The following is a 24722-nucleotide window of genomic DNA, read 5'->3' as shown; positions in this document are numbered from 1 at the left end:
CACGGGCGCTGCCCGGGTGCCGTGACGGTGCTTCCCTCACTGGACTGTGTGCGGATTTCGAAAAGCCCTGTGCTGATTCCGAAAAGGAAGTTCAACTATGGAACTGATCCGCATCAACTATCGAGCTGATCCGCGCGGAGAATCAAGAAAAATAGTGCGTTTCATCACATCTTCGCGTAACGTCATACTAACTGACCGTTCGATCAGTAAATCGGACGGCCTAAATCCACCGTCGGCAGCCGTTATCCGCAACCAGGCTGCCCCAAGCCACGGAGTTCCAATGACCGAAACTTCACGCGTCGATTCCGAGGCGGGCCCGAGCAGCAAGCACGAGGAACGCAAGGTCCTCGCAGCAACTCTGGTCGGCACCACCATCGAGTGGTACGACTTCTTCATCTTCGCGCAACTGACGGGTACCCTGCTGTCCCCGCTGTTCCTGGCTCCGCTGAACGACTCCAACCCGGGCCTGGCCCAGATCCTGTCCTTCGCGCTGATCGGCATCAGCTTCCTGTTCCGCCCGCTGGGTGCAGTGGTGGCCGGCCACCTTGGTGACAGGCTCGGACGCAAGGCCATGCTGGTCTTCACCCTCCTGATGATGGGCGCAGCCACCTCTCTGATCGGCATGCTGCCGACCTACGCGCAGATCGGCGTCTGGGCCCCCATCCTGCTGATCATCCTCCGCATTGCCCAGGGCTTCTCCGCCGGCGGTGAATGGGGCGGCGCTGCCCTGATGGCAGTGGAGCACGCTCCCAAGAGCCGGCGCGGCGTGTTCGGCGCGTACCCGCAGATCGGCGTCCCGGTCGGCATGATCCTGGCCACCGGCCTGCTCTTCATACTCAACTCGAACATGTCCAAGGAAGACTTTGCTTCGTGGGGCTGGCGGGTTCCGTTCCTGCTGTCCATCGTGCTGATTGTGGTGGGATACCTGATCCGGCGGGCCGTGGCCGAGAGCCCCGTCTTCCAGGAGATGGCGGCCCGAAAGGCCGAAAGCAGGGCGCCGCTCAGCGAGCTCATTCGTAGCCACAAGAGGCCAGTCCTCTACTCGACCATGATCTTCATCGCCAACAATGCCGCTGGCTACCTGTTGATCGCTTTCTTCATCTCCTACGCCACCAGGACGCTGAAGATGCCGGTCCCGGAAATCCTGCTCGCCACCACCCTCGCCTCCTTCGGCTGGCTGATCTTCACGCTCGCCGGCGGCTGGCTCTCAGACCGGATCGGCCGGGTCAAGACGTTCCTGATCGGGTATGCAATCATCTTCATTTGGATGATCCCGATGTTCGCCCTGATCGACACCAAAAACATCTGGCTTTACGGCGTGGCGCTCTTCGTCCTGACCATCGGCCTCGGCCTCTCCTACGGCCCCATGTCGGCCATGTACGCCGAGATGTTCCCGGCCAATGTCCGCTACTCGGGCATCTCCATCGGGTACGCCTTCGGCGCGATCCTCGGTGGCGCGTTCGCCGCAACCATTGCCGAGACTCTCCTGCAGAGCACCAAATGGACCGGATCCATCGGCATCTACATCATGATCCTGTGCGTGATTTCGGCTGCCGGGGTTCTGCTTGCCAAGGAGACGAAGGGCAACCCGCTGGGCGTCAGCAGCCACCACTAAAGTTGTACGCATCGCAGAACGGCGGGTTCGGGCCATCTGGCCTGGACCCGCCGTTTGGCTTTCCGGGCCCGGTGTTGCCGTCGGGCCTACTGGTTCAGCAGGCTGATGGCGTCCTCATCGGCCAATTGTTCGAAGTGCCGGTAGAAGCTGCCCACGGCGCGGAATTTGCCCGGCAGATGCAGGCACAGCACGGCGTCGCACACCCGCGACACGGCCGTGTAGGCTTCCACCGAACCCACCGGCGCTGCGGCGACGACGCGTGCCGCACCACCGGAACGGGCCGCCTCGGCGGCAGCGCGCATGGTGGCTCCGGTGGCCAGGCCGTCGTCGAGCAGTAGAACTGTTTGACCGGTGAGGTCGTTCCTGATCCCCGGGTAAGTCGCGGCCCGGCGGAGCAGCTCGGCCCGCTCGCGTTTCTCCACTTCGTCCAGCCACTCCTGGCGGACGCCGTGGTCCAGAATTCGCGTGATCAGGGGGCGGTTGAGCAGGCGCACTATCCGGCCGCCGGACCAGGCCAGCGCGCCGAACGCTGTTTCGTCGTGGCCGGGAATGCCGAGTTTCCGGACCAGAACGGCGCCGAGCGGCAGGTAGAGGGCCTTGGCAGCGGCGGCGGCCACAGGGATGCCGCCGCGGGCCAGCCCCAGGACGATGGTGTCGGGGCGTTCCCGGAACTGCGTGAGCACCGCCGCCAGCCGTTCACCGGCATCGGTGCGGTCTTCAAAACGCGTGCTCATTGTTCCCTCTCCGGCTGTCTCCGCCACGCTTCCAGCCTACCTTCTGCTGCCGCGCCGGGAACCGGGGATACTTCCTCCCACCGCCGCTCAGTTACGAGAGGGCGGCCGTAACAGCCTTGGTGATTTCCTGGATCACCACCGTCCGTTCAGGGATGTCGCTCAGGTCGGCACCTTTCGTGAAAACCACCAGCACGTAGCTGCCGGAGGACATCGAGAGGATGGCGGCGTCGGCGAGTTCGTCATCGAGCAGCCCGTATTTGTGGAAGACGGTGATGCCGTCCGGAACTGCGGCCGGAATGAGGTTTTCGTAGTTGGTGTCCTGCATGTAGGACAGGAGCTGCTCCGTATGCTCCTGGTCCAGGAGCCGGCCTTCGAACAGTTCCGCCAGGATATGGGCCATCTCGGCGGTCGAAAGCGTATTCACCTCGGAGTCATACGTGACGTCGATGGAGGCGGCATACTCCGAAAGTTCGGAAAGGCCCACGGCGGCCATCAGCAGGCTCCACGATTCGTTGTTGCTGTCCTGGACCATCGCCTGGATCTGGAACTCCGAGGTGAACGCGCCCAGCGGATCATCGAGGGACGCTGAACCCTCCTCCACGAGGTGGTAATAGGCCGCAGCGGTCAGGATCTTGGCCGTGCTCGCTGCCTCGAACGGTTCCTCCACACCGTACTGGTGCACGTCCCCGCCGTCGGTAGCCATCAGCGCAACACCCACCTGGTACTCGCTGTTGGCGCCGATGATGGCTGCGTCCAGGCCCGCATCAATCGGGGCGGAGCTTGCAAAGGTGTCGATGCCAATGAGCTATGAAATCCCTGTCAGGGATCAGCCGCGCACTGGTCAGACTCCCAGGAAAGCGATGGCGCCTTGTTTGAAAGCCCGGCTGGTGATGGCGTTGGTGTGGTTGCGGCCAGGCAACGTCAGTTGTTCAGCCATGGACCCTGCCCGGATTCCGAGTGCGGCAAGCTGCGGCATGGTGGCCGCACGTTCATCCTGGTCGCCGGCCACAAGGAGCATCGGCATATGGGGTACGGCTTCGGCAGGATCGAAGGGCTCGGCCTTGATGGCATCCACCAGGGACAGCAGCGCGAAGATGTTGTTGCTCGGCAGGAGCATGGCCATCTTGAGCAGGCCGGCCGTGGACTCGTCCGCGATGGGGGTTCCGTCGGCGAGGTAGTTCTGCGCTGCGATGAGGTCAAAGGCTGCCAGCGGATCGGCGATGTTCGGTCCGCCCAGGACCAGGCGGTGGACGATCTCGGGCTGGGTGGCGCCGAATTCCCAGGCGAGCCGGGCGCCCAAGGAATAGCCCACAACGTCCACCCCGCTGGTGGGGTCACCGTCGTGCAATGGCCGCACGCCGGCGTCGAACGCTATCTGCAGCAGATCTGCGCGGATCCGGCTGGGGGAGTAGGAGTCCATGTCCTCGGGGGCGCCGCTGCGGCCGTGTCCGGGCAGGTCCACGGTGATGACGCGGCGGCCAGCCTCCAGCAGGGCCGCCACCCAACCGGTGTCATGCCAGTTGAGTTTGCTGGAAGAGGAGAAGCCGTGCAGCAGCAGCACAGGGCGCAGCCCGGCGTCGTTCTGGGGGTCGTGCACCTCCACAAAAAGTTGGGGGTCAGTGCCCTCAACGGTGTGGGAATGCATCTCGCCGGTGTGCCTGCCGCTCATGGTGTCAGTCCTCATCAAGTACGGCGCTCAGGCGGACCCGGCGCGTCGGTGCCTCGTCCTTCGGGACCGTGTCCACGATACCGGCGGTGTTATCCGGCACCTCGAACACGATCAGAGGTTCGCCGACGTTGATCCTGTCGCCTGCCCCACCGAAGATACGGACCACTTTACCTGCCTGCGGACTGGGCAGTTCAACAGCGGATTTGCTCGTTTCCATCTCCACCATCGGCTGTTTCGCTCTACCTGATCGCCGGGCGAAATAGGAACCCGATGTCTTAGCTGGCCTGGCGATCGCGGGGGTCAGCCGGGCGCCGAGCCAGCAGGCTGCCGCGAGGCAGGCGACCAGAACGAACGTGCTCAGCAGCTGTCCGCGGCTGCTGTCAGCACTGAAGCCGACGGCGAAGATCAGGCCCAGGAGGACCAGCCCGAAGATAGTCAGGCCTGGGAAACCCTTCATCCGCAGCGGAAGTTCGGCACCTTCCCGGTCCGCCCGGCGCCGGAGGATCAGCTGCGAAACAAGGGCCGTGCCCCAGACCACCAGGCACGTGGATCCGACCAGCTGGAACAAGGCCGGCAGGATCCGGTCCGGGAACAGCAGCTCCAGAACCGTGGCGAAGAAACCGAACGCCACGGACACGCCCACCGCCACCATGGGCACGCTGGCGCCGCTGAGCCTGGCCAGGAAGCGGGGAGCCTCGCCGCGTTCGGCGAGCGAGTACACCATGCGGGACGCACCGTAGAGGTTGGCGTTCAGTGCAGAGAGAAGTGCGACGACGGCAACCAAGGTGATGGCCGTGCCGGCGCCCGGGATCCGGGCTGCGTCGAGCACGCCGGCAAATGGCGAGGCGAGTCCTTCGGAGGAGACCGGCAGGACGGCTGCGATGACAAAAACCGACCCGATGTAGAAGACCAGGATGCGCCACAACACCGTCCGGATCGCCTTGCCCACGCTGTGCTCCGGGTCCTCCGTTTCCGCCGCGGCCACGGCCACGATCTCGGTTCCGCCGAAGGCAAAGATCACCACGAACAGTGCCGTGGCGATTCCGCCAAGCCCGGCGGGGGCAAAATCAGTGGTGATGTTAGCGAGTCCGGGCGAAGCTACCTCGGGCAGGAGACCCAGCAGCAGGGCCGCCCCCACGGCCAGGAACGCCACAATGGCGGCTACCTTCAGGATGGCGAACCAGAATTCGAACTCGCCGAAGTTCTTGACGCCCGTCAGGTTGATGGCCGTAAACACAACCATAAAGATCAGTGCCAGGGCCGAGACGGGGATAACCGGCCAGACGGAAAACAGCAGGCCCGCTGCGCCCAGGGCTTCCGCGGCGATGACCACCACCAGCTGGAGCCACCAGAGCCAGCCCACCGTGGCCCCGGCGGTTTTTCCCAGCGCCCGCTCGGCGTAGACGGAGAACGCGCCGCTGGTGGGATTCGCGGCGGCCATCTCGCCCAGCGCCCACATCACCAGGATGATGAGCGTCCCGGCGACCAGGTACGAGATCAGCACGGCGGGCCCCGCGGCCTGGATGCCGGCCCCCGAACCCAGGAAAAGGCCGGCGCCGATGGCGCTGCCCAATCCCATCATGGTGAGCTGCCGGGGTTTCATGGAGTGGCCGAGGTGGGATTCCGGCCGCACTGCCGTGGACTTCGATGTCATGCCTGTGAACCTTCTTGGGGTTGGGGTGGTGCCCCCGCGGGGACCACTTGAATTTACCGCCTAAGTCGCTGGCCCGCGGGCAGGGGTTGTGGAACGATAGTGGCACTTTGAATCACTCGGACGACTATTGACTAGCAATTTGCTTACCCCATGGCGGTACATGGTGGAGATTGTATGAACGTGGATACCCTGGATGCCAAAATTGTCCGATTCTTTACTGACACTCCGCGGGGCTCGGTGCTGGAGGCCTCGAGGGTCCTGGGCGTCGCCCGCGCCACCGTCGAATCGCGGCTGGACAGGATGACGGGGGCCGGCATGATCAGCTCGTGGGTGCCCCGGCGTGACCCGGCAAAATTCGGCTTCCCGGTGGTGGCCATCTGCTCACTGACTATGAACCAGGACCTGGGCCGCGATGCGGTGGCCGAGGCGCTGGCCGCGATCCCGGAATTGATCGAGGGCCACAACGTTTCGGGCAGTTCGGACCTTATGGCGAGGATCGCCGCGCGGTCCAATCCGGACCTGCAGCGTGTTCTGGATGCGATGACCGCCACCAGGACCGTGCTCCGCGCGTCGTCCGTGATTGTCCTCGACACCCATTTCCAGGGCAGGACGCTGAACTTGCTCGAAGCCGCGGCCGCCAGGCAGTCGGAGTAAGGTCGCCGGGGACCCGCCCAAGGAGCCGTCGTCCAGTCGCGCGGGGCGGCGAAACATTTTGAATCAGAGGAAGGTGGCCGTAGAATCAGTTCTAGTCAAAATGACTATAACTAAGTGATGGCAGTGAAGCCCAGCAGCAGGGAGCGGGTGAGTGACCGTGTACAGCAGCTCAGCAAACGTCTCCGAACGGGCCAGCGCTGCACCCTCGCTCGCGATCTCCACCGTTATCTTCGCCCTGCGGCCCAGCGAGTCCTCGGGCCGGCCTACGCTCTGGCTTCCCCTGGTCCGCAGGATTCGTGAGCCGTACAAGGACCTTTGGGCCCTTCCCGGCGGACCGCTGACGCACGTTGACTCCCTGCAGGATGCCGCGTCCCGGAACCTCCGGGAAACCACCGGACTCACGCCGAGCTACCTGGAGCAGCTCTACGCGTTCGGCGGGCTGCACCGCTCACCCACCCAGCGCGTGGTGTCGATCGTGTACTGGGCGCTGGTCCAGCCCACCGAGGCCGCCCTGGCCGACGAATCGGAGAACGTGAAGTGGTTCAGGGCAGACAAGGTGGGGGACCTGGCCTTCGACCACAACGCCATTGTTGAGTACGCGCTCCGGCGCCTGCGGAACAAGCTGGCCTACGGCTCGGTGGCCTACCACTTCCTGGGGGAGTACTTCACGCTCGCCCAGGTCCGGGAGGTCTATGAAGCCGTCCTGGACACCCGGCTGGACCCTGCCAACTTCCGCCGCCAGCTCAAATCCACGCCGGAGATCGAAGAAACCGGCGAATACCTCCAGGGCGGCAAGCACCGCCCGCCGCGTCTTTACCGCTTCACCGGCCGTCCCGGCCTTGACCCCGATAACAGGAGCACACCATGAGCAGCGTCAACACAGCCATCCAGCTGATCACGCGCGAACAAGCCGAAAGCGCGGCCCGAAGCGCGGCGGCAGGCAAAACAGCAGCCACCTGCAGCCCGGCGCTCGCCAAGGGCCCGTGGGAATACGACCTTGCCGAAGCCCTCGCGGGTTCCCCTGCCTACGGACCCGGCGCCTCCAGCGCGGACGTTGCCCCGGCCGCGACGCCGCGCCAGGGCCAGCTGCCGGAGGAATACAAGCTCGCCAGCGATGCCGAGCTCGATGTCCGCATCCGCGCGGCCAAGAAAAAGCTCGGGGACCGGGCAGTGATCCTGGGCCACTTCTACCAGCGCGACGAAGTCATCCAGTACGCCGACTTTGTGGGCGACTCCTTCCAGCTGGCCAACGCAGCCCTCACCCGGCCCGACGCTGAAGCCATCATCTTCTGCGGCGTGCACTTCATGGCCGAGACCGCGGACATCCTCTCCACCCCGGAACAGGCCGTCATCCTGCCCAACCTCGCCGCCGGCTGCTCCATGGCGGACATGGCGGACACCGACTCCGTGGAGGAGTGCTGGGAACAGCTCGAAGAGATTTTCGGTACCGAGGCCGACGCCGAGGGGCGGGTTCCGGTCATTCCGGTCACCTACATGAATTCCTCCGCCGCCCTGAAGGCTTTCTGCGGCCGGAACGGCGGCATCGTCTGCACGTCCTCCAACGCCAAGGTGGTCCTGGAATGGGCCTTCGAACGCGGCCAGCGGGTCCTCTTCTTCCCTGACCAGCACCTGGGCCGCAACACCGCCAAAGCCATGGGTGTGCCGCTGGAGCAGATGCCTATGTGGAATCCGCGCAAGGAACTGGGCGGCAACGACGAACAGGCCCTGCTCGATTCCCGCGTGATCCTCTGGCACGGCTTCTGCTCTGTCCACAAGCGCTTCAACGTGGGGCAGATCGAAAAGGCCCGTGCCGAGTTCCCCGGCGTCAACGTGATTGTGCACCCCGAGTGCCCCATGGAGGTGGTGGACGCCGCCGATTCAGCCGGCTCCACCGACTTCATCAAGAAGGCCATCGCAGCGGCCACCGAACCGACCACTTTCGCGATCGGCACGGAGGTCAACATGGTGAACCGGCTCGCCGCGGAATACCCGCAGCACACCATCTTCTCCCTGGACCCGGTGATCTGCCCCTGCTCCACGATGTACCGGATCCACCCCGGCTACCTCGCCTGGGTCCTGGAGGAGTTCGTCGAAGGCCGCATCGTCAACCGCATCAGCGTGGACGATTCCGTCCAGGACAACGCCAAGACCGCGCTCGAGCGTATGCTCGCCTCGCGTCCGCTGTAGCCCGTCCGCTGCAGTCCAACTCCTATAACACCGGAAATCGAAACGAGCCCCTCATGAGCGCAGAAAGCCCAGCCGGTGGTCCGGCACCCCGGCGGCTGATCGTCGTCGGGAGCGGCATTGCGGGACTGTACTCCGCGTTGCTTGCCGCCGATGCCGGCGCCGAAGTGGTGCTGCTGACCAAGGGCGCGCTCGCGGACAGCAACACGTACTACGCCCAGGGTGGCATCTCCGCTGTCCTCGACGATCCCGCCCCCGGGGACACTGTGGCCGCGCACATCGCAGACACACTGAAGGCCGGGGCCGGGCACTGCGACGAGGAGGCTGTCCGCGTCCTCTGCGCGGAGGCCCGCCTGGATATCGCCGGCCTGGAACGCTTCGGCGTGCGTTTCGACATGGACGACGACGGCGACCCCTTGCTCGGGCTCGAAGCCGCCCATTCCGCGCCGCGGATACTGCACGCCGGCGGCGACGCAACCGGTGCCGGCGTAGCCAGGGCACTCATCAGGGCCGTCCTGGATGCGCAGGCCGCTGGCCGGATCCAGGTCATTGGGCACGCCCAGGTCACGTCCTTGTCGCAGAGCGAAGGCCGCGTGGCGGGCGTGAATTTCCTCCACGACGGGCGGGAACTCGGCGTCCACGGCGATGCCGTGCTCCTGGCCACCGGGGGAGCCGGCCAGCTGTTCGCCCAGACCACCAACCCTGCCGTGGCAACTGCCGACGGGCTGGCGCTCGCCTGGCGCGCAGGAGCCGCCGTGGCGGACCTGGAGTTCTTCCAGTTCCACCCCACCTGCATGGTGCTGCCGGCCGATGCCCTTGAGGCAGCCGGCAACGGCACCGAACCGCTCCTGATTTCGGAAGCCGTCCGCGGCGAAGGCGCCATACTGTTGGACGCTAACGGCGAACGTTTTATGCCCGCCTATCACGTCGACGCGGAGCTCGCCCCGCGCGACGTCGTCGCCCGCAGCATCGCCCTGCACCTCGCGACCCTTGGGGATCCCAACGGGCACGTCTTCCTTGACGCCATGGTGGTCGAAGCCCGGCGGGGCGAGGGCTACCTGGCCAAGCGGTTCCCCACCATCACCCAACGCACCCGCGAAGCCGGCGTCGACTGGACCCGCGAACTCGTCCCCGTGGCACCAGCCGCGCACTACTGGATGGGCGGGGTCCTTACCGACCTCTACGGCCGGACCTCGGTGCCGGGGTTGCTGGCCGCCGGTGAGGTTGCTTGCACCGGCGTTCAAGGGGCTAACCGGCTTGCCAGCAACTCTTTGCTTGAGGGACTTGTCTTTGGGCGGCGGGCGGTCGAGGGGCTCCTGGCCGGCAGCTCCGCAAGTCCCTCGGCGCCGGGTGGGGTGTCGCCCGACGCTGTTCCTCCGCTCGCTGTCTCGGCCGCTAGCGGCCTCCCCTTGACGCTCGCTTCCGGAACACCCTCGGGCGACGACGGAACGGTCGCCTTGGGAGCTGAAACAGTCGCGATGCCAGCACCGATCGCCTGGGAGTTTGAGTTTGATCCCGCACCTGGTCCTCGTGGGACGTCTTTTGTTGAGGCGGAGCCGTTTTCTCGGGTGGCTCTTCGGCGGCTTATGACTGCTAACGCTGGGGTGCTTCGTAATGGCGGGTTGCTTCGGGAAGCGGGGGCTGTGCTTGGGGCTTGGGCGGCCGATGTTTTTCCCATCAACGTTCCTGATTCCTCCGATCCTCGGGAGCATGAGGATGCCAATCTCCTTTTGGCTGCGCAGCTGTTGGTGCATGCCGCGCTGGAGCGGCGGGAATCCTTGGGGGCGCATTACCGCAGCGACAGCGTGGCCGCGGATGCCGCCGTCGAACATTTTGACAAGCGTTACACCATGAGCCGGAAAGCGAGCCTCGTTAATGACTAGCCTGACCCTCCCCGCAGCACCCGTCCGGGACATCCTGGAGCGGGCCTTCGCCGAGGACGCGCCCAGCGGCGACATCACCTCCCAGCTGCTGATCCCGGCGGAGGCCCGGGCCACCGCCGTGCTCAACGCCCGCGGCCCCGGTGTGTTCAGCGGCGGAACCGTCTTCCGCGACGCCATGAAGCTCATTGATCCGGAGACGGACGTGAAGTTGTTGCTTGCAGACGGTGAAGCGTTCGACGCCGGCACCCATCTCGCGCGGGTGAGGGGCAGCGCCCGCTCCGTGCTGCTGGCCGAACGGGTCGCGCTGAACCTGGTCCAGCGCATGAGCGCCATCGCCACCAAGACCGCGGAATTCGTGGAGCTTGTCGAAGGTACCAAAGCGCGCATCACCGATACCCGCAAGACCACCCCCGGCCTGCGGGTGCTGGAGCGCTACGCAGTGCGCTGCGGCGGGGGAGCCAACCACCGCTACAGCCTGTCCGACGCCGTGCTGGCCAAGGACAACCACCTGGCCGTCATGACCGGCGGCGACCCCGCCAAGCTCACCGCCCTGCTTGTCGCGGCCAAGGCCCAGCTGGGGCACACCACGCACTTCGAGGTGGAGGTGGACAGCGCCGAGCAGATCGAGCCTGTCCTCGCCGCCGGCGTTGACACCATCATGCTGGACAACTTCACCATCGATGAGCTCCGGGCCGGCGTGCGGCAGGTGGCCGGGCGGGCCATTGTGGAAGCCAGTGGCAACGTCAACCTCGGTACCGTGGCGGACATCGCGGCCGCGGGCGTGGACGTCATCTCCATCGGTGGCCTCACGCACAGCGTGGCTGCCCTGGACCTGGGCCTGGACGTCGAACTGAGGGCCGGCTGATTCGGCCATGATCTTCCTCGACGCCGCCGCCACCACGCCCGTCCGCCGCGAAGTCCTCGAGGCCATGTGGCCCTACCTGAGCGGCGAGTTCGGCAACCCCTCCAGCCATCACACGCTGGGCGAGGCCGCTGCGTTGGCGCTCGCAGGGGCCCGCGCGGCCGTGGCCAAGGTGCTCGGCTGCCGTCCGGGCGAGGTTACCTTCACCTCCGGCGGAACGGAGGCGGACAACCTTGCGGTCAAGGGCATTGCCCTGGCCCGGCAGGCTGCAGATCCGGCGCTCAACCGCGTGGTGATCAGCGCCGTCGAACATCCCGCCGTGGAGGAGTCCGCGCGGTACCTGGAGCGGTTCCACGGGTTCACCGTGAATGTGGTTCCGGTGGACAGCGCCGGCCGGGTGACGCCTGAGGCGCTCGCGGCCGTGCTCCGGCCGGAGACCGCTCTCGTCAGCATCATGTACGCGAACAACGAGGTGGGCACCATCCAGCCGGTTGCGGAACTGGCTGCAGTGGCCACCGCGATGGGCATCCCGTTCCATACCGACGCCGTCCAGGCCGGCGGCTGGCTGCCCCTGGATGTCAAGGCGCTGGGCGTAGATGCCCTGAGCCTTTCCGGCCACAAGCTCGGCGCGCCCAAAGGCTGCGGCGTGCTGTACGTCCGCGGCCGGACCCGTATGGAGCCCCTGGTGCACGGCGGTGGCCAAGAACGCGGCCGGCGGTCGGGAACCGAAAACGTGGCAGGTGCGGTGGCTCTGGCTACCGCCCTGACGCTCGCCCACGCCGAACGGCCGGACCTGGCGCCTCGAGTGGCAGGGCTCCGCGAACGCTTCATCGCCACCATCCTGGACACGGTCCCCGGGGCCCTGCTCACCGGGCACCGGACGGAACGGCTGCCGTCAGTTGCCTCGTTCTGTTTTCCCGGCACCAGCGGCGAATCCGTGCTGTTGGAGCTGGAGCGGCAGGGTGTGGTGTGCTCGAGTGGTTCGGCATGCGCCGCTGGCTCGGATGCGCCGTCGCCGGTGCTGACCGCGCTGGGCTACGACGCCGAGGTCGCGCAGACAGCTGTGCGGTTCAGCTTCACCTCAACGGTGACATCCGAGGAACTGGAGCAGGCGGCGGCAGCCGTGGGCACCGCCGTCGGGAGTGTCCGGACCCTCGGCCGCAGCTAGCGATCCCCAACCTGGAGGAGAGGAGGGCGGGGCAGCAGGAGCGGTTCAGATGTGGCGGGCACGGCGGAAGATCCAGTGCCGCAGCATCGTGAACCGCACGGCGGTGGCCACGAAGCCCGACAGAGTGGTGGTCCACAGCTCATCGGACACGGTGGCGTCCGGGTGCAGCCAGTGCAGCACGCCCAGGCTGCCGCCGGTAATGACCAGCGCCACGGCGATGACGATCATGCCGTTGAGGTGGTCGCGGGCCATCCGGCGCTGCCCGGAGATCTTGAACGTCAGCCTGCGGTTCAGTGCCGTGTTCATCAAAGACGTCAGCACCAGGGCCGCCGCGTTGGCCAGCTGCGGTCCCAGCCAGGGGCGCAGCAACGCATAGAGCCCCAGGGACGTGGCGGTGCAGATGATGCCGACGCCGGTGAAGCGGAGGAGCTGGCGCACCAGCGGAAACCTGAAGATTCCACGGTAATGCTTGGTGGCCGGCGCGCCGCGCGTAGGCTGCTGCGTCAGCTGGGCGGCGGGCGCAGCAGGGGTCTCCATGGGTCAAGCCTGACATATCAGGCCGGTGATTCCTCCCAGGACGCAGCCTTCACCGGGTTGCTGAGCTCGCCAATGCCCTCCACACGGCACACCACGGTGTCTCCGGGGTGGATGCGTGCACACTCCGCCGGGAAGCCGGTCAGGACGAGATCGCCGGCGTGCAGGGTCATGAAGGAGCTGAGGTACACGAGGATTTCGTCCACTTTCCAGCCGAGATCGGTGCTGCTGGCGGCCTTCAGTTGGGTGCCGTTGTGGACGATGCTGATGGACAGGTCCGAGTCGTCGAGATCCGTCACGATCCAGGGGCCCACGGGAGTGAAGGTGTCCTGGCTCTTGGCGCTGATCCACAGTTCGTCCGACGTCTGCAGATCGCGGGCCGAGACATCGTTGCCGATGGTGAATCCAAGGATGGCGCTCCGGGCGGTTTCCAGCGTCAGGCCACGGACGGTGCGCCCGACGACGACGGTCAGTTCGGCTTCCGGGTCAACGTAACCCACCGTGGAGCTCAGCTCGATGGCCTCGCCCGGGCCGATCACGCTGGAGGCCGCCTTGTGGAAGGCCTGCGGGGGGAGGTGTCGGCCGGCATGGCCGGTGTTGTGCGCCATGCCGAAGACGTTGGCGGGGACGGATGGCGCCAGGAAGGTGAACGAGTCCTGGTCCACTGCAGTGCCGGTCACCCAGCCGGGCCGGGCCGGGTGGTTGGCGTTCGCGCGGGACGCCTCGAAGGGAGAATCAACAACTGTCCAGGACCGGCCGGCGCGGGAGCCGAAGTCGCGGGCGTCATTGGCCACGAAGAAGTGCTCGTCGGCAACAGCCGGGGACAAGGGTCGGACACGGGCAAGGCGGCGGGGAGCGCTGGCAGTCATGATGACATCCTACGTCCTCCGGCGGCCGGTGGCCGGCTCCGGCAGGCTCAGTACAGCTCGCCCACCGGGATCTCCACGGCCAGGCGGTTGGACGGGCCGGGCAGTGGGCAGGCCCAGGCCTCGTTGTAGGCGCACGACGGGTTGTAGGCAAAGTTGAAGTCCAGGACAAACTCCGCGCCCGCCCCCGAGCCATGGACCCCGTGGAACGCGCCCTTGATGGTGTCCAGGAGGTACCGGCCGGCGCCGTAGGTTCCACCGGGCTGGCCGGCCGTGGCGTCCCGGAACGGAACGAAGATCCCGCCGCCGTAGCCGTGCAGCTTCCACACGCCGAGCTGGCCCAGTTCGGGAAGATCGAACGTGCCCAGCCGGACAAACCGGACCACGCCGTCGGTGGCGGTTTCCACGGTCATTTCCCGGCCGGCTCCCTCAAGGGTCAGCGGCACATAGAAGCGGTAGATGGGATCGTAGTCGGCCGTCTTGAGGCCAGAGAACTGCGACTTGTCCTTCGCGCTGAGGGCTGAGGCCGGGTGCGTAGCGAACATACGGTCCCGTTCATGCCGCCACAGGGAATGGGCCTCCGCCGGATCTTCAGCGGCAACCTTCCGCACCGTGTCATACAGGGCAAACGTCCGCAGCCGCCAGTCCGCAATGTCGATGGCAGAGATGTCCGCCAGGCTCTCAAGGTCCGCGCCGTACTGCTCATCCGCCATAGGCACCAGCCTAGTCCCTTGCGTGCGGGGAATCTCCGACGGCGACACGAGGCTCCCGCCCATGGCCGCCGGCGTCCGCCGATAGGCTGGCTGCATGACACACAAGGCGGCAATGTGGGGAGCCCGGACGGCAGCGCTACTGATGGCCGGGGCCCTGGCGGCCGGGTGCAGCGCGCCTGGTAACAGCGATTCCACGTGGACGGCGCAGCCGGACACCTCGGCCAGCCCCGGCGCCAGCACGAGCCATACCGCCGGCGCTACCGGGTCCCCGTCGTCGGATCCTTCGGCCACAGCGGGCGCCTCGACGTCCGCATCACCCGGGCCTGCCGCAACAGCGGCTGCCTGGAAGACCTTTACCGATCCGGCGAAGACCGTCAGCTTCGACCTGCCGGAGGAATGGATCGCCCAGTCCGGTACACCCGAGGACGGGACCTTGCCGGGTGCCCTGAAGATTGAGGTGAAAAAGCAGGACGGCACGGTGGTGGCCACCCTGCGGACAGGACTGCCGCCGTCGTCATCCGAGTGCCCCGAGGCTGCCCGGAAACCCTACGTTGTGATCAGCAGCGTGCCGCTGGACCTTCCCGGCCTGACGGGGGAAGGCACCATCGCGCCGCACGCCGTGTTCCGCGTCATCCAGGGCTACCGATACTTCGGCTCCTACGGCATCACCAACATTGTGGGCGGGGCGGACGGCCAAGCCTGCGAACTGCGGAATGCGGTCCGCGGGCCGGCAGGGAAAGGTGACTACTCGTTCGGTGACCTCGGAGTCCTGAAGGCCTTCGCCCCGGATGAGAAGGTGGCCCCGGCCAAGGCGTTTGACACCCTGGGCCAGGCCGCAAAGTACGTGGACGAGAGCTCGGAATTCGCGAACGTCCAGCGGATGCTAATGTCTCTGGAGATCAAAAACTAGTCCCGCCCCCGGCACCCACAACCCAGGGCCAATGCGGGAAGTTCTGCCACTACCTCAGACCCCGGAGATACATGGAACGCACCGTTTCAGCACGTATGGTTTTCAGGACCATCGCCGACACGAAGGCAGCCCTGGCCATCGCAGCAGCCAGGAATCCCGGCTACACCTCGTTTGATGAATTCCTGACTGTCACGGCCGACGGTCAGCCGGTTCCGTTGCAGGAACTCGCGGACCATCACGGCGGCCGCCTGCACTATATGGAGTTCGCTGAACCCGCCGAGGTCACCGTTGAGTACACAGCGACTGTGGCCGGGCAGGCCGTTCCGGAAGAAGCCACCCTGTCTGAGCTCATCCGCTACGTGCGGCCAAGCCGCTACGCGGAGTCGGACCGGCTCCTGCCCACGGCATATGCCGAATTCGGCGGCCTGCACGGTGCCGAACTGCTCCAGGCAGTGCGGAGCTGGGTCTTCGGGGAATTGCGGTACATCAGCGGTTCCTCCAGGGGAACTGACGGCGCCGTGGAAACCCTCCTGCACCGCAGGGGGGTGTGCCGGGACTTCGCGCACCTGGCCATCGCCTTGCTGCGTTCCAAGGACGTCCCGGCCCGGCTCACCGCCGTGTACGCACCGGGGCTGAGCCCCATGGATTTCCACGCGGTAGCCGAGGCCCATATCAACGGCGCCTGGCACGTCATCGACCCCACGGGGCTGGCCCCGCGGGAGTCGATGCTGCGGATCACCGCCGGCCGGGACTCATCGGACACCGCGTTCCTGTCCACCGTTGGCGGGCGCCTGACGCTGAACGAGCTGCGCGTCAGCGCTGTGGTCAACGGCCAGTTGCCGTCGGAAGATCCGGCCAAGCTGGTCATGCTGGGCTAGTTCCCGGGCAGTTACTTCCCGGCCGGTCACTTCAGGTAGTTACTTTGCCGGCCGCGCCCCCACGGAATGCCGGAGTTTCTCGGTCAGCCGCTGGAGTTCCCTCTGCTCGGCAGCCGTCAGGGCCGGCCCCACCAGGCTGGAGATGTCCCGCACATGCTCCCGGCCGATCTCCTTCTGGAGGGCGGACCCTTCCTCGGTGAGCTTCAGCAGCACGCCGCGGCCGTCGTCGGGGGCCGCCATCCGGACCACAAGCCCGCGCTTTTCCAGCCTCTCAACCAGCCTGCTGAGGCTCGACTGGCTGAGCAGGACATGGTCATTGAGTTCATTGAGCCGGAGCCAGCCGGACGGACACCGGGACAGCGTGAACAGCACGTCGTATTCGTTCAGTGCCACTTTCCGGAAAGCGGGACCGGCCTGCAGTCTGCGCATGACGGCAACCTGCGCCCGGAACAGGGATTCCCAGGTTTCCGCTGCCAAACGGATGGGTGATTCGTTTCCGTCGGCAGCCATCATGCCTCCGAAGGGGCAGTTTCAGGTGCCTGGGTTGCCATCAGGGCGGCCACGCGGCCGGCATGGGTGGGCGGATCCGGCACGTGGGCGGGCTTGAGGGCAGCGTATTCCTTGCGGAGGACCGGGAGGACTTCCTCGCCGAACAGGTCAAGCTGCTCCAGCACTGTCTTCAGGGGCAGGCCTGCGTGGTCGATCAGGAACAGTTGGCGCTGGTAGTCGCCGAAGTACTCACGGAACGTCAGGGTCTTTTCGATGACTTCCTGCGGGCTGCCCACGGTGAGCGGTGTCTGGGAGGTGAAGTCCTCCAGCGACGGGCCGTGGCCGTAGACGGGCGCGTTGTCGAAATAGGGCCGGAATTCCTTCACGGCGTCCTGGGAGTTCTTCCGCATAAAGAACTGGCCGCCGAGGCCCACGATGGCCTGGTCCGCCTTGCCGTGGCCATAGTGCTCGTAGCGCTCACGGTAGAGGCTGATCAGCTGCTGGTAGTGCTCCTTGGGCCAGAAGATGTTATTCGCGAAGAAGCCGTCGCCGTAGTAGGCGGCCACTTCGGCGATCTGCGGCGTGCGGATGGAGCCGTGCCACACAAAGGGGGCCACGCCGTCGAGCGGTCGCGGGGTGGAGGTGAAATTCTGCAGTGGCGTACGGAACTTGCCGGACCAGTTCACCGTGTCCTCGTCCCACAGCCGGCGCAGCAGGCTGTAGTTCTCGATGGCCAGTTCCACGCCGTCCTGGATGTTCTTGCCGAACCAGGGGTAGACCGGAGCCGTGTTGCCGCGGCCCAGGACCAGATCCACGCGGCCGTCGGCGAGGTGCTGCAGCATGGCGAAGTCTTCGGCGATCTTGACCGGATCGTTGGTGGTGATCAGCGTGGTGGCAGTGGAGAGGGTGATCCGCTCGGTCTGCGCGGCGATGTACGCGAGGGTGGTGGTGGGGGAGGAGGAGAAGAACGGGCGGTTGTGGTGCTCGCCGAGGGCGAATACATCCATGCCGATTTCCTCGACTTTTTTGGCGATTGCAACGGCCGCTTTGATGCGTTCGTTCTCCGTGGGCGTCTGGCCGGTGGTGGGGTCAGTGGTGATGTCACTGACACTGAATACGCCGATCTGCATGGTGTGCCTTCCGTTTCCTGGGCTTCTCTGGGCTTGCTTCCACTATACCCGATTTTCATGCGTTTGCATGTATCGACGGATATAACGCCTCCCCGGCGAGAATATTCCAGGTGTTACTGGGGGTCGCCCGGAGCGGCGCGGCGGCCACTGATGCGAGGCACCATACCGGCGGTCCAGTCACGGAACTCGGCATCGACGTCGTCCGCTGCCGCAAACTCCGGGCGCTGCTGCATGGCACGGAGCAATGCTTTTGTTTCCCGCCGTCCCTCCACCAGCCGGTACAGCACAGGAACCAGCACCAGGGTCAGTGCTGTGGACGAGACCAGGCCGCCGATCACCACCACGGCCAGCGGCTGGGAAATGAAGCCGCCGCCCCCGGTCAGGCCAAGCGCCATGGGTGTCAGGGCGAAAACGGTGGCCAGCGCCGTCATGAGGATGGGGCGGAGCCGCTGCCTGGCGCCATGGGTGATTGCGTCCGCCACGCTCATCCCGCCGCGGCCGTCCCGTGGCTGCCTGTACTGGTTGATGAGGTCGATAAGCACAATGGCGTTGGTGACCACAATGCCCACCAGCATCAGCATTCCAATCAGCGACGGCAGGCCCAGCGGAACGCCCGTGGCCAGCAGCAGGGCAACGGCGCCGGTGGCGGCAAAGGGAACGGACACCAGCAGGATCAGGGGCTGGATCAGCGACTTGAAGGTGGCCACCATAATGACATAGACAATGGCGATCGCGGCTAGGAGCGCCAGGCCCAGCTGCCGGAAGGACTCGGCCTGCTGGGTGGTGGCGCCGCCGAGTTCGGCGGTGACCCCTGCGGGGAGGCTGACCTCCGTGAGGCGCTTCTGCACCTCCGCGTTCACCGCACCGAGGTTGGAGCCCGACGGCGTGACTGACACTTTGGCGGTCCGCTGGCCGTTGCTGGCGGTAATGGAGACCGGCACGTCCACCTGTTCCACGGACGCGATGCTGCCCAGGGTGACGGGGGCGCCGTATGCAGGGAGTGCGATGTTGCGCACCGCGTCGATGCTGGTGAACCGGGTGCCCTTGCCGATCTGGACCGGAAAATCGTCGGTGTCCATCCGGACCGTACCGGCGGGGATGGGGCTGATGGTGGCAGCCAGGACGCCGGCTACCTGTTCCTCGTTCAGTCCGGCTGCCGCGGTCTTGGCCCGGTCAACCTTGACCTGGACCACCGGCTGGCTGGCCGCGAGGTTGGTTGTCACCTCGCTGGTCTCCGGCACGCCTGTCATGGCCTGCACCATGGCGTCACTGGCCGTCCGGAGGTCCTCGGATGTTGCCGCCTTGACGGTGATGTCCACCGTGGAGGATGTCCCGAAGCCACCCTGCTGCGTGCCGACGGTAATCTTCCCGGAACCGGCCACCTTGCCCACTTCGGTCCGGACGGTTTCCTGGAGCTTTGCCTGATTGGCCTTTTCATCCGTCACCACCGTGAACGTGGAGTTGGCGGCGCCGGAGGACGTCAGGGCAGCAAAGCCCGCCTGCGCGTTTCCGGAGGTGAGCTGGACATTCTTGACACCCTCGATGCCGCGGAGGACGTCCTCGACCTTGACGGCGGCTGCGCTGGTGTCGGCCAGGCTTGTGCCAGCGGGCATCAGTTGGCGGACAGTCAGGCTGTTCTGGCCGGAATCGCCGAGGAGGTTGGTGGACAGCAGCGGCGTCATGGCGGCCGTGGCGCCGAGCACCAGAACGGCGGCGACCAGCGTCAGCACCGGATGCTTCTGGGTCTTGCTGAGGACGGGCAGGTAGGCACGCTGCAGCCGGCTGTTCTGTTCGGCTTCCTGTGCCTGGGCACGGGCGCCGGCAGAAGCACGGGCGGCAGCTTCGCGGGCAGCGGGCGAACCGGCGGCGGAACTGGCGGGGCTCTTGAGGAACCAGTAGGCCAGGACCGGAACGATGGTCAGCGATACCAGCAGGGATGCCAGCAGCGCCATGGTGACTGTCAGGGCGAAGGGCCGGAAGAGTTCGCCGGCGAGCTCGCCCACGAAGGCAATGGGCAGGAAGACCGCCACGGTGGTCAACGTGGAGGCGGTGATGGCTCCGGCCACCTCCCGGATCGCGGTGAGGATCGCGGGGACTTTCTCCTCCCCATAGCTGAGGTGGCGTTTGATGTTTTCGATCACCACAATCGAGTCGTCCACCACCCGGCCGATCGCAATAGTGAGGGCGCCCAAGGTCAGGATGTTCAGTGAGTATCCGGTTGCGGACAGACCAATGAACGTGATCAGCAGCGAGAGCGGAATGGATACCGCAGTAACAAGGGTGGAGCGGGCCGACATCAGGAAAACAAGGATGACGGCTACGGCGAAGCCCAGCCCGAGCAGGCCCTCGGTGGTGAGGTCCTTGATGGACTTCTCGATGAACGGGGCCTGGTCAAACACTGCAGTGAACTTTGCGTTGGACCCCAGCTCGGCTTCAAGGGCCGCCAACGAGTCGTTCACGGCGTGGGAGATTCCCACGGTGTCGCCCTCGGGCTTCTTGGTCACGGACACCGCCAGCGTTTCCTGGCCGTTGGTCCGGGTGATGGAGGTCCGTTCGTCGTCCTGCAGGCTGACGTCGGCCACAGTGCCGATGGTCGCGGCATCCTTGGCTCCACCCAGGGGGAGTGCCGTGATGGCGTACAGGGAATCCACCGGGCTGCCGATCTGGAGGGAGAGCGTCTTCCCCTGCTCCTGGATGGTCCCGGCCGGGATCAGCGCGCCGTTGTTGGAGAGGGCGTTCCGGATGGACTCGATCGTAGCGCCCTTGGCGGCCATCGCCTCGGGCCGGGGGATGATCTCGATGTGCTGGGTGGCGCCGCCGGTCACGTCGGCTCCCCGGACGCCGTCGATCTTCTGGAGCCGGGGAACGGAGAGGCGCTGGAGGTCCGCGTTCAGTTCGCTCAGCGGCTTGTCCGAGGACACTGCCAGGAACACGATGGGGAAGTCGCTGATGCTGCCCGCGATGGCCTGCGGCTGCACGTCCTCCGGCAGGGAGCGCTTGGCGTTGGAGATGGCGCGGTCGATCTGGTTCCGGGCGCGGTCGAGGTTTGTCCCGTAGGTAAACACCATGGAGATCTGCGAGACCCCGTTGCGCGACGTCGAGGAGGTGGATTCCAGGCCTTCGACGCCGTTCAGGGCGGTTTCGAGCGGTGCGCTGACCTGCTTGTCCACCACTTCGGGTGACGCGCCGGGCATGGCGGAGAGGACCGTGATCTGCGGGAACTCAATGGAGGGGATGAGTTCCTGTTTCAGCGATGACATGGTGATCACGCCGAACACCGTCGCGAAGACGGTGATCAGCGCGATCAGCGCCCGGTTTGCCAATGAAAGTTGTGCCAGCCGGAACATCGCGGGTCTCTCCTGTGGGGTTGACGGACTCCTGAGGACCCGACCCGTCCCGCCGGGCCTGAGGCCGGGCGTCAGTGGTTGGCGGAAACGCTCTCCAGCTGCAATGACTTGGCCGTTGCCGTCTCAAGCTCTGCGGCCAGATCCGGATTCTCATCCAGCTTCACGCCGTAGCCCGGCATCATGTCCTTGAGCTTGCCCTGCCAACCCTTGAAGTTTTTGGGGAAGGACCTCTGCAGCAGCTCAATCATGATGGGCACCGCTGTGGACGCGCCAGGCGACGCACCCAGCAGCGCACCGATGGTGCCGTCACGCCCGGCGATGACTTCCGTGCCGAACTGCAGCACGCCGCCCCGCTTCGGGTCCTTCTTGATGATCTGTACACGCTGGCCGGCGGTGATCAGCTCCCAGTCGCCGTCCTTGGCTTCGGGGTAGTACTCGCGCAGGGCTTCCACCTTGTCTCCGTGGCGCTTGGCAACCTCTTTGAGGAGGTAGGCCGTGAGGTCCATGTTGTCCTTGGCCACGGCCAGCATCGGGATGATGTTGCTGGGACGGATGGACAGCGGCAGGTCCAGGTATGAGCCGTTTTTCAGGAAGTTCGTGGAGAAGCCGGCGTAGGGGCCGAACAGGAGCGAACGCTTCCCGTCCACGTAGCGGGTGTCCAGGTGCGGGACTGACATGGGCGGGGCACCCACCGATGCCTGGCCATAGACCTTGGCGCTGTGCTGGGCGGCGAGTTTTTCGTCGGTGCAGCGGAAGAACTGGCCGGACACGGGGAAGCCGCCGAAGCCCTTGCTCTCCGGGATGCCGGAGGCCTGGAGGAGGTGCAGTGCGCCGCCGCCCGCGCCCACAAACACAAACTTGGCGTGGATCTTGCCGTGTTCCCCGGAAGCCGGGTGCCTGATGGAAAGGTCCCAGCCGCCGTCGGCCGCCTTGGAGATGCCACTGACGTCATGGCCGTAGTTGATTTCGACGCCGTTGTGCCCGAGGTAGGTGGTGAGCTCACGGGTCAGTGCCCCGAAGTCGACGTCGGTTCCCTCGGTTGACCGGGTGGCGGCGATGCGCTGCTTTGGGTCGCGGCCCTTGACGATCAGGGGTGCCCACTTGGCGATCTGAGCGTGGTCCTCGGAGTACTCCATGCTGCGGAACAGCGTGTGGGGCTTGAGCGCCTCGTAGCGGGTCTTGAGGAACTTGGCGTTGTTCTCGCCGATCACAAAACTCATGTGCGGGACGGTGTTGATGAAGCCCTTCGGCGAGCCGATCAGGGATTCTTCCACAAGATGGGACCAGAACTGGCGGGACAGCTGGAACTGTTCGTTGATGAGCAGGGCCTTGGCCGGGTCCACTGAGCCGTCTTTGGCTGCGGGGGAATAGTTGAGCTCGCAGAGGGCGGCATGGCCCGTTCCGGCGTTGTTCCAGGGGTCGGAGCTTTCCAGCCCGGGCTGATCCAGGCGTTCGAACAGGGAGATGGTCCAGTTCGGTTCAAGCTGCTTGATGAACGCCCCGAGCGTGGCGCTCATGATGCCGCCGCCAATCAGTACGACGTCGGCATGTTGGGTCTTGGATATGAAGGTCACAATCAGTCTCCGATAGCAGCGGCTCTGGCTGTCAAAGAATATCCCCGGGCAGCCCGCATACTGAAATTGGGCCGGGCCGTCAAGGCTTTAGCTGTACCTTTGTGAAAACTTCACTCAGTACCGGAGACGCCGGGTAGCTGCTGACGCGGTCCGAGAGTGCGAGGGCCGAGATGGGGAAGGCGATGGGAACCGCCGGGACAGTGGCCGCGATCTGGGCGTTGATGGTGTGGTACTGCTCGTCGCGTTCCTTGCCGGCAGGGAGGCCGCGGGCGCGGTTGATCTTGGAAAAGACCTGCGGGTCCTGGTAGCCGAATTCGCCGTTCTTTTCGCCGAACAGCGGGCCCACAAAGTTATCGGCATCGGCATACGCGCCGTTCCAGCCGAGCAGGTGGAGCCCGTGGTCCCCGGGTGACTGCACTTTCTGGAGATAGCCGTCAGACCAGTCCACCGGGACAGGCTTGATGTTAAAGCCGACGGCGGTCAGCTGCCTGCTGATTTCGGCGTAGATTTTCTCCGGCGTGGGCAGATACGGGCGAGTGGCGTTGAGCGGGTAATAGAACCTGAGTTCTTCCCCGGTGTAGCCGGCCTCGGCCAGGTAGGCCTTGGCTTTGACCGGGTCGTGGCCCAGTGCGGGAGCGTCATTATTGAAACCGCTGATCTTGGGCGGGACGAACTGTGAGGCTTTGGCGGTGTTGTCGATGAAGAACTTGCGGATCAGGGTTTCCTTATCAATGGCCAGCTCAATGGCCTGCCGCACTTTTTCGTTCTGCAGGACCGGAATTTCCTGGTTGATGCCCAGGTACATCACCGAGAAAGGGTCACGCTGGACGATCTGCATGCCGCGCTTGACCAGCTGATCGAAATTGCCCACCGTGACGGCGTCGTAGCCGTCGATCTTGCCGCCCAGGAGGGCCTGAAGCCGCGTCTGGGGGTGGTCGTACGTGACGAAATTAATGGTGGAGATCTGCCCGCGGTCACCCCAGTAGTTTTTGTGGCTGACGAGCCGGGCGCTGGCTTCGTCCCAGGCTGCCAGGCTGAACGGTCCGGTGCCGACGGGGTTGGTGGCGAACCGGGAGACCGGGTTTCCGCCACGGGTCTGATCCAGGACATCTGCCGTGCCCGCGGTGAGGGCTGCCGGGGACGCGATGGCGAACGCCGGCAGGGTAAGCGCCTGGAGGAACGCGGTGAAGCGCTGGGTCAGGTCGATCCGGACAGTGTCAGCGGACAGGGCCGTGCAGCTCTTGAAAATGGAGAGCGCAGCATCGTCGGAATGTGCCTTGAACACGCTCTTGAACGAGCTTCCCGGCGCCTGCAGCCGCAGTTCCGCCGAGAAGGCGAACCAGCGGTTGAAGTTGGCACACACGGCGTCGGCGTTGAAGGGCGTGCCGTCCTGGAACGAGACGCCGCTGCGGAGTTTGAACGTGTAGGAGCGGCCTTCGTTTTCTTCGGACCATTCCGTTGCCAGCAGCGGCGTGGGTTTTCCGGTGGTCTGGTCCACCCCCACCAGGCCTTCGAGGATCTGCCGGGTGATCCGGTAGCTTTCCACATCGCTTGAGAGCGCGGGGTCCAGACCCAGGGGCTGGGACGCCGTGCCGAACGTGAACGTCTCGGTGGGTTCAGCGCCGGCGGGCGCCGTCGACGGTGACGTGGGCGTGGGTGACGGCGATGGGATGCCGGTACAGGATGTCAGGCCTAACGCCATAAAAACGGCGCCGGTCTTGATGACCGTTCGCCGCGAAGTACTGCTGGGCACTCGTCTATCACCTCTGGCTGCTTCTGGCCGGCGCCGCCGACTGCGGGCCAAGGACACAGTCTAGTTGACACACCCCGGTGCTCCCTGGGCACACGCCAGAGGCCT

General features: G+C 65.6%; 21 protein-coding genes and 1 pseudogene. 9 read left to right on the top strand and 13 right to left on the bottom strand.

From position 1 onward, the window contains the following. Window positions 1-280 precede the first annotated feature (280 nt). Window positions 281-1615: an MFS transporter gene (locus ASG77_RS20280; RefSeq protein WP_056349321.1), complete on the top strand. Its 1335-nt coding sequence runs from the start codon at window positions 281-283 to the stop codon at window positions 1613-1615. 86 nt (window positions 1616-1701) lie between these two features. Here ASG77_RS20280 and ASG77_RS20275 read toward each other — a convergent pair whose 3' ends face one another. The 5 genes and pseudogenes from ASG77_RS20275 to ASG77_RS20260 all read right to left on the bottom strand — a co-directional run. Beyond that, window positions 1702-2349, bottom strand: coding sequence for a phosphoribosyltransferase (locus ASG77_RS20275; protein WP_056349309.1), 648 nt, complete (start codon window positions 2347-2349; stop codon window positions 1702-1704). Window positions 2350-2440: 91 nt separating this feature from the next. Next, window positions 2441-3091: a serine hydrolase gene (locus tag ASG77_RS20270; protein ID WP_442854259.1), complete on the bottom strand. Its 651-nt coding sequence runs from the start codon at window positions 3089-3091 to the stop codon at window positions 2441-2443. A gap of 99 nt (window positions 3092-3190) precedes the next feature. After that, window positions 3191-4018, bottom strand: a complete 828-nt coding sequence (locus ASG77_RS20265; protein ID WP_056349303.1) for an alpha/beta fold hydrolase — start codon at window positions 4016-4018, stop codon at window positions 3191-3193. Window positions 4019-4022: 4 nt separating this feature from the next. Continuing rightward, on the bottom strand, window positions 4023-4244 hold the full coding sequence (locus ASG77_RS22760; protein ID WP_268760680.1) for a biotin/lipoyl-containing protein: 222 nt from the start codon (window positions 4242-4244) through the stop codon (window positions 4023-4025). Between the two features lie 72 nt (window positions 4245-4316). Then, window positions 4317-5672, bottom strand: a pseudogene (locus ASG77_RS20260) (amino acid permease); the annotation flags it as partial. Between the two features lie 174 nt (window positions 5673-5846). Between ASG77_RS20260 and ASG77_RS20255 the strand changes: the two are divergent. The 6 genes from ASG77_RS20255 (at window position 5847) to ASG77_RS20230 (ending at window position 12423) form a co-directional block, all read left to right on the top strand. Further along, window positions 5847-6326: an Lrp/AsnC family transcriptional regulator gene (locus ASG77_RS20255; protein ID WP_056349300.1), complete on the top strand. Its 480-nt coding sequence runs from the start codon at window positions 5847-5849 to the stop codon at window positions 6324-6326. A gap of 157 nt (window positions 6327-6483) precedes the next feature. Then, the gene (locus ASG77_RS20250) at window positions 6484-7194 is read left to right on the top strand and encodes an NUDIX hydrolase (protein ID WP_056349648.1); all 711 of its coding nucleotides are present in this window, start codon (window positions 6484-6486) and stop codon (window positions 7192-7194) included. Next, window positions 7191-8513, top strand: a complete 1323-nt coding sequence (gene nadA / locus ASG77_RS20245; protein ID WP_056349298.1) for a quinolinate synthase NadA — start codon at window positions 7191-7193, stop codon at window positions 8511-8513. The genes ASG77_RS20250 and nadA overlap by 4 nt, the downstream gene beginning before the upstream one ends. A 53-nt stretch (window positions 8514-8566) precedes the next feature. Continuing rightward, complete coding sequence (locus ASG77_RS20240) at window positions 8567-10393, top strand: L-aspartate oxidase (RefSeq protein ID WP_056349295.1); 1827 nt, start codon at window positions 8567-8569, stop codon at window positions 10391-10393. Beyond that, window positions 10386-11258 carry a carboxylating nicotinate-nucleotide diphosphorylase gene (gene nadC / locus ASG77_RS20235; protein ID WP_056349292.1) on the top strand — a complete coding sequence of 291 codons (873 nt, stop codon included), beginning with the start codon at window positions 10386-10388 and terminating at the stop codon, window positions 11256-11258. The genes ASG77_RS20240 and nadC overlap by 8 nt, the downstream gene beginning before the upstream one ends. A gap of 7 nt (window positions 11259-11265) precedes the next feature. Further along, entirely contained in the window at window positions 11266-12423 is a 1158-nt protein-coding gene (locus ASG77_RS20230) for a cysteine desulfurase family protein (RefSeq protein ID WP_056349290.1), read from the top strand. A 45-nt stretch (window positions 12424-12468) separates the two neighbouring features. On the opposite strand, the gene ASG77_RS20225 is transcribed toward ASG77_RS20230, so the two are convergent. Genes ASG77_RS20225 through ASG77_RS20215 form a run of 3 tightly spaced genes read right to left on the bottom strand, consistent with a single transcriptional unit; the run spans window position 12469 to window position 14536 of the window. Further along, window positions 12469-12960, bottom strand: a complete 492-nt coding sequence (locus ASG77_RS20225) for a GtrA family protein (protein WP_056349287.1) — start codon at window positions 12958-12960, stop codon at window positions 12469-12471. Window positions 12961-12977: 17 nt separating this feature from the next. Further along, on the bottom strand, window positions 12978-13826 hold the full coding sequence (locus ASG77_RS20220) for a fumarylacetoacetate hydrolase family protein (protein WP_056349284.1): 849 nt from the start codon (window positions 13824-13826) through the stop codon (window positions 12978-12980). A 47-nt stretch (window positions 13827-13873) separates the two neighbouring features. Then, on the bottom strand, window positions 13874-14536 hold the full coding sequence (locus ASG77_RS20215) for a DUF1684 domain-containing protein (RefSeq protein WP_056349282.1): 663 nt from the start codon (window positions 14534-14536) through the stop codon (window positions 13874-13876). Between the two features lie 94 nt (window positions 14537-14630). On the opposite strand from ASG77_RS20215, the gene ASG77_RS20210 reads away from it, so the two are divergent. Next, window positions 14631-15446, top strand: a complete 816-nt coding sequence (locus ASG77_RS20210) for a hypothetical protein (RefSeq protein WP_056349274.1) — start codon at window positions 14631-14633, stop codon at window positions 15444-15446. Window positions 15447-15517: 71 nt separating this feature from the next. Further along, window positions 15518-16324 carry a transglutaminase-like domain-containing protein gene (locus ASG77_RS20205; protein WP_056349271.1) on the top strand — a complete coding sequence of 269 codons (807 nt, stop codon included), beginning with the start codon at window positions 15518-15520 and terminating at the stop codon, window positions 16322-16324. Window positions 16325-16363: 39 nt separating this feature from the next. On the opposite strand, the gene ASG77_RS20200 is transcribed toward ASG77_RS20205, so the two are convergent. The 5 genes from ASG77_RS20200 to ASG77_RS20180 all read right to left on the bottom strand — a co-directional run bounded on the left by ASG77_RS20200 (window position 16364) and on the right by ASG77_RS20180 (window position 24617). Further along, a complete protein-coding gene (locus ASG77_RS20200; protein WP_056349269.1) occupies window positions 16364-16834 on the bottom strand; it encodes a MarR family winged helix-turn-helix transcriptional regulator in 471 nt (156 codons plus the stop codon). After that, window positions 16834-17943: an LLM class flavin-dependent oxidoreductase gene (locus ASG77_RS20195; RefSeq protein WP_056349267.1), complete on the bottom strand. Its 1110-nt coding sequence runs from the start codon at window positions 17941-17943 to the stop codon at window positions 16834-16836. The genes ASG77_RS20200 and ASG77_RS20195 overlap by 1 nt, the downstream gene beginning before the upstream one ends. Window positions 17944-18056: 113 nt before the next feature. Next, window positions 18057-21290 carry an efflux RND transporter permease subunit gene (locus tag ASG77_RS20190; protein WP_056349264.1) on the bottom strand — a complete coding sequence of 1078 codons (3234 nt, stop codon included), beginning with the start codon at window positions 21288-21290 and terminating at the stop codon, window positions 18057-18059. Between the two features lie 71 nt (window positions 21291-21361). Then, window positions 21362-22864 (bottom strand): malate:quinone oxidoreductase, encoded by a 1503-nt coding sequence (locus tag ASG77_RS20185; RefSeq protein WP_056349261.1) that lies wholly within the window; start codon window positions 22862-22864, stop codon window positions 21362-21364. Window positions 22865-22943: 79 nt separating this feature from the next. Then, the gene (locus ASG77_RS20180; RefSeq protein WP_235564709.1) at window positions 22944-24617 is read right to left on the bottom strand and encodes an ABC transporter substrate-binding protein; all 1674 of its coding nucleotides are present in this window, start codon (window positions 24615-24617) and stop codon (window positions 22944-22946) included. Window positions 24618-24722: the final 105 nt, after the last annotated feature.

The organism is Arthrobacter sp. Soil762, from assembly GCF_001428335.1.
GTDB lineage: Bacteria > Actinomycetota > Actinomycetes > Actinomycetales > Micrococcaceae > Arthrobacter.
This window is presented reverse-complemented; position numbering and strand designations above follow the sequence as displayed.